Origin of the sequence: uncultured Anaerococcus sp. (assembly GCF_937934665.1) — a bacterium.
In the GTDB taxonomy this organism is placed as follows: Bacteria; Bacillota; Clostridia; order Tissierellales; family Peptoniphilaceae; genus Anaerococcus.
This window is the reverse complement of record NZ_CALGYW010000137.1, coordinates 1-7,562: the sequence shown is the minus strand read 5'-3', so window position 1 is coordinate 7,562 and position 7,562 is coordinate 1. Positions and strand designations below refer to the sequence as shown.

Genomic DNA, 7,562 nt, shown 5'->3' with positions numbered 1-7,562 from the left:
TTTCTTGCTCTTGTTTAAAACGAGGGACCCAGATAGGACAAGGACCATGCCTATAGCAAGGTTAACAGTAAAGGCTTCTCCTAGGGTTATTACAGAAAGGATAGAGCCAAAAAGTGGTATAAAGAGTTTGTAAACTCCAAATTCACCTGCTGAGTGGTATTTTAGGACTATGGTCCAAATTGTAAAGGCTGTCGCTGATATAAAGGCAGCATAAACTAGTAAAATTATGGCCTTTGGATTAAAATTAAGGCTAGCATCCCTTAGGATAAGTCCTGTTATAATCATAAGGCTTGACCCGATTATAAACTGCATGGCCATAAGGAAGTAAGAATTTTCCTTTTGGCCGTACTTACGGATTAGGACTGTACAAAGGGCGTTTACTGTAGTTGACATAAGGATAAAGCCTTCGCCAGTTAGTTTAAAACCAGCCTCACTACCTCCCTTGCCCATGTTTGTAACAACAATACCGGCAGTACCTAGGATTAGGGCCATGATCATGTTTTTGTTTATCTTATCTCCAGGTAATAAAAACAAGGATAAGATAACCACTATAAAGGAGTTTGTAGCCTGGATAATAGAGGACTTAACTCCTGCTATGTGGGATAGGCCTATATAATAGAAAATATATTGGATAAAGGTCTGTAGGATTCCTATTATTACTATAAACTTCCAGTTTATTTGGCTTTTTTTGATTTCTTCTCTATTAAAGATTTTTAAATATATAAAAGTAATTATTCCTGCCATAAAAAACCTAATACCTGCTACAAGGATTTTTGCTCCTGTGTCAGTAGATGCAATCGCCATCTCAGCATAGGTAGTTTTGATTGTAGGAATAGCAGATCCCCACAAAAGCATGGCGAGAATAGAAAATATTATCGCGTTTTTCTTATTTTTTAACAAAGTAACCTCCTGGTAAAATTTCTTAATTATATTAAGACTTTACCAAATAAAAAGATTTTAGCAAAAGCTTTGATTAATTCCTAGACTATTGCTATAAATTTTATATACAATATAAGTTAAATATACTTTACAAAGCTTTCAGGGTATAATACGATAACTATCAAAATGTTATAAAGGGGTGGAAAAGTTGAATATGGAAAAAACCGAGAATATATCGAAAAGGGCGCTGATACCCTTTTTAGTTTTTATTAGTGTCTACTTAGTCTCGGGAATAGTTCTTCACCTAAATGGGGTAGAAATGGCCTTTTATCAAATGCCTGCACCAGTTGCAGCTTTTTTTGGTATAATAAGTGCTTTTTTACTATTTAAGGGGACTACAGACGAAAAATTTGACAACTTAATAGAAGGGTGTGGAGATTACAATATTATAATTATGTGCTTAGTTTATTTATTAGCAGGGGCCTTCTCCACACTTGCTTCAGCTTCTGGAGGAGTAGATTCTGTTGTAGGCTTGGGCTTAACCTTTATTCCAGCGAAATTCTTAACGGCAGGAATATTTATAATATCTTGCTTTATTGCTATAGCTACAGGATCATCTGTGGGAACTATTACAGCCTTAGGACCAATAGCTGTAGGTTTGGCTGAGTCAGCCGGTATAAATATTTCGATGATGCTTGGAGCGCTAGTAGGCGGTGCTATGTTTGGAGACAACTTATCTATTATCTCTGATACAACAATAGCTGCAACTAGGACTCAAAACTGTGACATGAAAGATAAATTCAAGATGAATATGAAACTAGCCCTACCTGCTGGAATAATAACCTTTATCCTTTTTCTTATATTTGGATCACCAGAAACACAAATAAGCCAAGAGCAACTAGACTATGAAATATTACATGTGATTCCGTATATATTTGTCCTAGTATTTGCTTTGATGGGGGTAAATGTCCTACTTGTTTTAACCGGAGGTATCATCCTATCTAGTCTTGTATTACTTATGAACAAGGGATTTGATTTATTATCTGTCTCACAGTTAATTTGGGAAGGTTTTAGTGATATGATTGAAATATTTTTACTATCACTTTTAATAGGTGGCTTATCAAACATGGTCGCCAAGGAAGGTGGTATAAACTGGATAATTTCAAAAATTAAGAAATTTGCTAAGGATAAAAAATCTGGTGAGCTCGGTATAGCAGTCCTAGTATCTTTGGCAGATATAGCGATTGCAAATAATACGGTGGCAATCATTATTTCTGGCCCTATAGCCAAAGAGATGAGCAATGAATATAGGATAGATCCAAGAAGGAGTGCATCTTTGCTAGATACCTTTTCTTGTGTGTTTCAAGGCTTAGTACCATATGCAGCCCAAGTACTTATTGCGGCAGGTTTTACTAATGGATTGGTAGCGCCATTTCAATTGATGCCGTATTTTTACTATCAATTTATCTTAGGTGTAATGTCTATAATATCTATTTTTATTCCATTTACAAGGGCAAAAGATAAGTGGAATTTTGACTATGATATGCCAGAATCAAAAGTTAGAGCACATCTTAATAGCCTTAAATAATCGTAAAAAGGGTCTGTTGCAAATTGTAAATAATTATCGTCCCATTATCATGAGGTTCTCTCTCAAAGTTTGCCTCCTTCGGCTCATTGAGATCCTATGATGATACTGGGACGATTTATTCATCTCCACCAGCCCCTTTTGTTATCTATTACATAAGGTTTCTCATCGATTTATCTTCGCACCTTTGGTGCTCGATATATTGTGAAAACTAGACAAACATTGCTCGCAATGTTGAGGCAAAATCTTGTGCCAAGATTTTGTTAGGGAACGTAATATTTTTACAAATAACGCTCCTTCTCTCGACTACGCTCGAGATAAAATTCGTCGCGTGTCCTCTTCGAGCCGGACGGGCTTGCCTAAAAAATTACATAAGGTTATACATCTATTTTTACTGCGCACCTAAAGGTGCTTGAAAAATAGTGTAGACCGTAAAAATTTTGCCTACAATGTTGAGGCAAAATCTTGTATCAAGATTTTGTTAAGGAACGTAATATTTTTACAAATAACGCTCCTATTCGTCGCGTCACTTGTAAAAAATTACATAAGGATTTTCATTAATCTATCTTCGCACCTTTGGTGCTCGATATATTGTGAAAACCAGACAAACATTGCTCGCAATGTTTGTCTTACCATTAAAACAGGCCACTAGCACATGCTAATGGTCTCTAATGAGCGGGAGATTTTTCTCCCTGAGTTAAACAGCTTAAGTCATAAAAATAAGCCTCTTAGGCCCCCTTTTATAAACTTTCTTATCTAGTATAGCAGCGATTAGCCGATATGTAAAGTTTTTTACAAAAATTTTTGAAAAATGTGAAAAAATTGTCAATATTTTTTTGTTTTTTCGGGTATATATATTAAAGATTGGAGTTATGATGAAAACTTTAGTAGCAATAGATTCTATAAAAACATTTGAAAATTCAGTTGAAATTGGCAATATCTTTAAAGAAAATCTCTCTTCTGACGTTGAGGTTATGCCTTTTCTTGATGGAGGAGAGGGGACTGTCGAGGCCATGCAGGCTATTATAAAGGGCAAGTATAAGTATGTAAATGTCCACAATCCCTTAAATGATGTAATTACTGCTAGGTATATTTTAAAAGATGATCTGGCTGTGATGGAGATGGCAGAGTCGTCAGGTATTAGACTTTTGTATAAAGAAGAGCTTAGGGTGATGGAGTCATCTTCCCTTGGTTTCGGAGAGATGCTCTTAGATGGCCTTGATAATGGGGCTAGGTCCTTTTACATAGGCATAGGAGATACAGCGACTAACGACCTTGGTATGGGTATGCTCTATGCTCTTGGCGCGAGGTTTTTTGATGAAGATGACAAGGACCTAAATCCTATCGCTGAAAATATGGAAAAGGTAGCAAGGATAGATATGGAAGCACTTGATACAAGGCTTAAGGGAGTTGAGATAAAGATTGCGACTTCTACCAACCAAACCCTTTTTGGAGACAATTCTTTCCTAGAAGATAGGGTCTACAGGAAGGGAGCTACTGACTACGATACAGCAAGACTTTTTAAAGGGTGTAAGCATTTTAAAAAGGTTATAGAAGACACCCTAGGTACAGGCTCTGTTGATATGCCAGCTATGGGCTCTGGTGGGGGAGTTGCTTGGGCCCTTTATATGTTTTTTAGGGCAAGCATTTCAAAGTCTATGGATTTCATTCTAGAAACTATAGATTTTGAAGATCTTATCAAGGATAAGGATGTTTTCATCCTTGGTGAAAATGTTGACCAGTTTGATGGGTCTGCTTCTTTAAATATGGCAAGCCTTGCTAAGAGATATAAAAAAGATATAAAAATAATCTTTCTCCAAGATAAGGAGGGAGCAAAGATAAAAAATATGGGAGACTTTGACAAGATCTACACCTATAAGCTGAAAGATGCCTACGATAGAAAAGATATCCACAGGCAGATTGCGGGGCTCGCTAAGGGTTTTGATAAGTTTCTTAAGATAGAAAAGGAATAGATTTTGAGCGAAATTTTTACTAGGTTAAAAAATCAGAAGCTACAAGCTTCATCCTGCTAGTAAATTTTATAGTTTTTATCTTGCTTGTTATAAATGGAGGTTTTACTTCCCAGAATATGCTTCGTTTTGGAGCGTCAAATTCTGAATTAATTATTAAAGGACAATATTACAGGGTTTTCACCCAGTTATTTGTCCATACTGGTCTCCTCCACTTTATTTTTAACATGCTAGTCATATATATGATAGGTCCCAGTATAGAAAATAAATATGAACCTTGGGTTTTAATTTCCGTATTTTTACTTGCTGGCCTTTTTGATGAATTATTGAGCTTTATAATTTTAGAAAAGTGGGAAGCTGGCGGGGGATCATCTACTGGGTATTTTGGTCTTTATGGCCTAGCTATAGGGGCTTTATTATTTTATAAAGATAGGAATTTAAAAAGGTGGTCAAGGCAGTTTATTTTGCCTATGATCTTTGTTTTTATAGCAAGCGAGATTTATTTTAGGATAATAGGAGGAAGGCCTCAACTGGTATGGGGATATAGCCATAGTCATCTGGGAGGTTTTCTCGCAGGGGTTATCTTGGCGGGAGTCTTTCCACCTAAAGGCTACCAGTTAAATAAAAAAATAAGGCTTTGTTTTGCTATTTTTTTTGCGGGGCTTTTAATAACATTCTTTTTGTAGCTTATTTTAGTGGAAGGTTTCAAGTAGGATAAAAGCTTGATTTGAACTAGTCAATATTCAAAGGAATAAAAATTAGGGGTATAGTAAACTTATGAATATAAATTTTGAAAGACTTAGCCAAGCTAAGGTTACATCGACACTTATGATTATAAATATAATTGTCTTTGTCCTTATGACCTTAAATGGTGGTAGTGAAAGTATTGAAAACTTGATAAAATTTGGAGCAAACTCCAAAATTCTAGTAGCTCAAGGCCAGTGGTGGAGGCTTTTTACAGCGTCCTTTATCCACATTGGATTTTTCCATATTCTATTTAATATGTATTTTTTCTATAGTTTGGGTCCACTTTTTGAAAGGCTTTTTGGATCAGTAAACTTTTTGATAATCTACCTAATAGCAGGAGTATTTGGCAATCTCTTATCCTTTGCCTTTGGTAGTCCCTACACTGTATCAGCAGGAGCTTCAACCAGTCTTTATGGCATGCTTGGCCTTGCTATAGGCATGATGGCTACTTATAAGAACGATGAGATTATAAGGAGTTTTGGAGCAAGCTTTATATCAGTGGTAGTGATAAATGTGATTTATTCACTACTAGCACCTGGTGTTGGTGTTTATGGCCACCTTGGAGGCTTTATAGCAGGTTTTCTTCTTGCGGGAATCTTCCCTATTTTGGGCAGAGAACTTCAAAGCCCAAGGAGACTTGTTTCTGCCCTAGTCTTGTTAGGAGCAAGCTTTGCCCTCTACAGAATTGGTACTAAGTCCATGATAGGAGTCTAGATGAAGATAGTTTTAGCCTTAGTCCTAACCCTTATCCTTTCTGCCTGTGGTTTTGAATCAAAAACTGAGTTTAAGAAAGATCAGGGAGAGACTCAGAGTGAAGAAAAAATGGAATTTCCAGAGATTAAGTACATTACAGAGACAGATCCAGACAAGAGGGTGGACTTTGAAGAGCTTTACGGCAAGGGTCGCATGTCTAGCAAGATTTACCTAAATGACGCCATGGGTTTTCTCAAGAAGTTTAATTTTGCAGGTAGGGAAATAGGAGTAGAAGTTTTAGAATCATCTTTTAGTCCGACATCCTATACAGCAGTCCTTTCTTTTAAGAACCAAGATGACTTAGTTGAAAAAGAATATGGACCACTTGTAACAAACGAGAATATCTTTAGCCAAGTTACTTTTGATGTGATAGAAGCAGGATCAGGGCCTTGCCTACTTGCAAGCCAGGTATTTGTAGATGGTTATGAGACTAAAAGTGCCTATTATATCTACAACAAGTACATGTCCCTTATAGATTCTTTTCATTTTGAAAACACAATCGACGATGTAAATGTAGATGTCTATAGGATGAGTGAGCTAATAGATACTGGAGAAAGTTTAGACCCAGGGGATATAGAGATGGCAATATCTAAGAGGATTGATAAGGAAGAAGAATACCTCAAGGAAATCTTTGGACCCTATAAGATAGAAAGTAAAAATATTAAAGCAGAAGTAAATGGCAGGAGAATCTTGGTAGGCACTATGCCAAGTTCAAAGGATAAAAGAATAATGGAATTAAAATTAGTCGGAAAAGACGAGAACGACGCGATTTTAAGTATAAAATAAATTGAGGAGGATTTAATGAAAAGAAGCGAAGTTGAAGAAAGACTCAAATGGGATACCTCATCTATCTATGCTGATGATGAAGGATTTTATAAGGATATTGAAGAGGTAAAAAACCTTGTAGGAAAACTTAAAGAGTTCAAGGGCAAAGTCACATCAGACCTTGAAACATTCAAAGAATACCTCAAGCTAGAAGAAGAATTTGCAAGAAAGATGGAAAAGGCCTTTGTTTACTCATCCTTAAAATCAGATGAGGACACAACTGTAAGTAAATACCAAGAAATGAGCCAAGTAGCTCAAAATACCTATGTATACGCATCTAGTGAGCTATCCTTTATCTCACCAGAAATCTTATCTACAGATGAAAAAATCATCGATAAATACCTGGAAGATCCTGAGATTTCTTACCTAAAACACTATTTTGAAGATAAGTTTAGGGCCAAAGACCACGTTCTAGACGAAAAAAGCGAGTCAATCCTTGCAGCCTTCGGTAAACTAAAAAACAACCCACAAAACACCTATATGATCTTTAACAACGCTGACCTTACTTTCCCAACTGTCAAAAAAGACGGTGAAGAGATAGCTATAACAAATGCTAATTTTGTAACCTTAGAGGAAGATTCAGATAGAGAATTTAGACGTGAGGTTTATGAAAAATATTACAAAACCTACAGACAATACTCAAATACCCTAGCATCAACAATTGACGGCGAATTTACAGCCCACAATGTAGAAGCCAAGCTAAGAGGCTACAAATCAGCTAGGGAAATGAGTTTGTTTGCAAATAATATTCCAGAAGAAATCTACGACAACCTTCTAGAAGTAGTCCATGACAATGCAGATAT

The 7,562-nt window shown here is 36.2% G+C and carries 7 protein-coding genes; 6 read left to right on the top strand and 1 reads right to left on the bottom strand.

From position 1 onward, the window contains the following. A partial coding sequence (locus Q0410_RS07045) for a DMT family transporter (protein WP_299034848.1) occupies window positions 1–900 on the bottom strand: 900 nt, incomplete at its 3' end. A 193-nt stretch (window positions 901–1,093) separates the two neighbouring features. On the opposite strand from Q0410_RS07045, the gene Q0410_RS07040 reads away from it, so the two are divergent. From Q0410_RS07040 to Q0410_RS07020, 6 genes are all read left to right on the top strand, one after another. Beyond that, a complete protein-coding gene (locus Q0410_RS07040) occupies window positions 1,094–2,467 on the top strand; it encodes a Na+/H+ antiporter NhaC family protein (protein WP_299034845.1) in 1,374 nt (457 codons plus the stop codon). 872 nt (window positions 2,468–3,339) lie between these two features. Then, on the top strand, window positions 3,340–4,437 hold the full coding sequence (locus Q0410_RS07035) for a glycerate kinase (RefSeq protein ID WP_299034842.1): 1,098 nt from the start codon (window positions 3,340–3,342) through the stop codon (window positions 4,435–4,437). Window positions 4,438–4,553: 116 nt separating this feature from the next. Beyond that, complete coding sequence (locus tag Q0410_RS08530) at window positions 4,554–5,120, top strand: rhomboid family intramembrane serine protease (RefSeq protein ID WP_367178726.1); 567 nt, start codon at window positions 4,554–4,556, stop codon at window positions 5,118–5,120. A 91-nt stretch (window positions 5,121–5,211) separates the two neighbouring features. Then, window positions 5,212–5,895, top strand: coding sequence for a rhomboid family intramembrane serine protease (locus Q0410_RS07030; protein WP_299034839.1), 684 nt, complete (start codon window positions 5,212–5,214; stop codon window positions 5,893–5,895). Continuing rightward, window positions 5,896–6,720, top strand: a complete 825-nt coding sequence (locus tag Q0410_RS07025; protein WP_299034836.1) for a hypothetical protein — start codon at window positions 5,896–5,898, stop codon at window positions 6,718–6,720. A gap of 15 nt (window positions 6,721–6,735) precedes the next feature. Then, the coding region (locus Q0410_RS07020) for a M3 family metallopeptidase (RefSeq protein WP_299034832.1) at window positions 6,736–7,562 on the top strand (827 nt) is incomplete at its 3' end.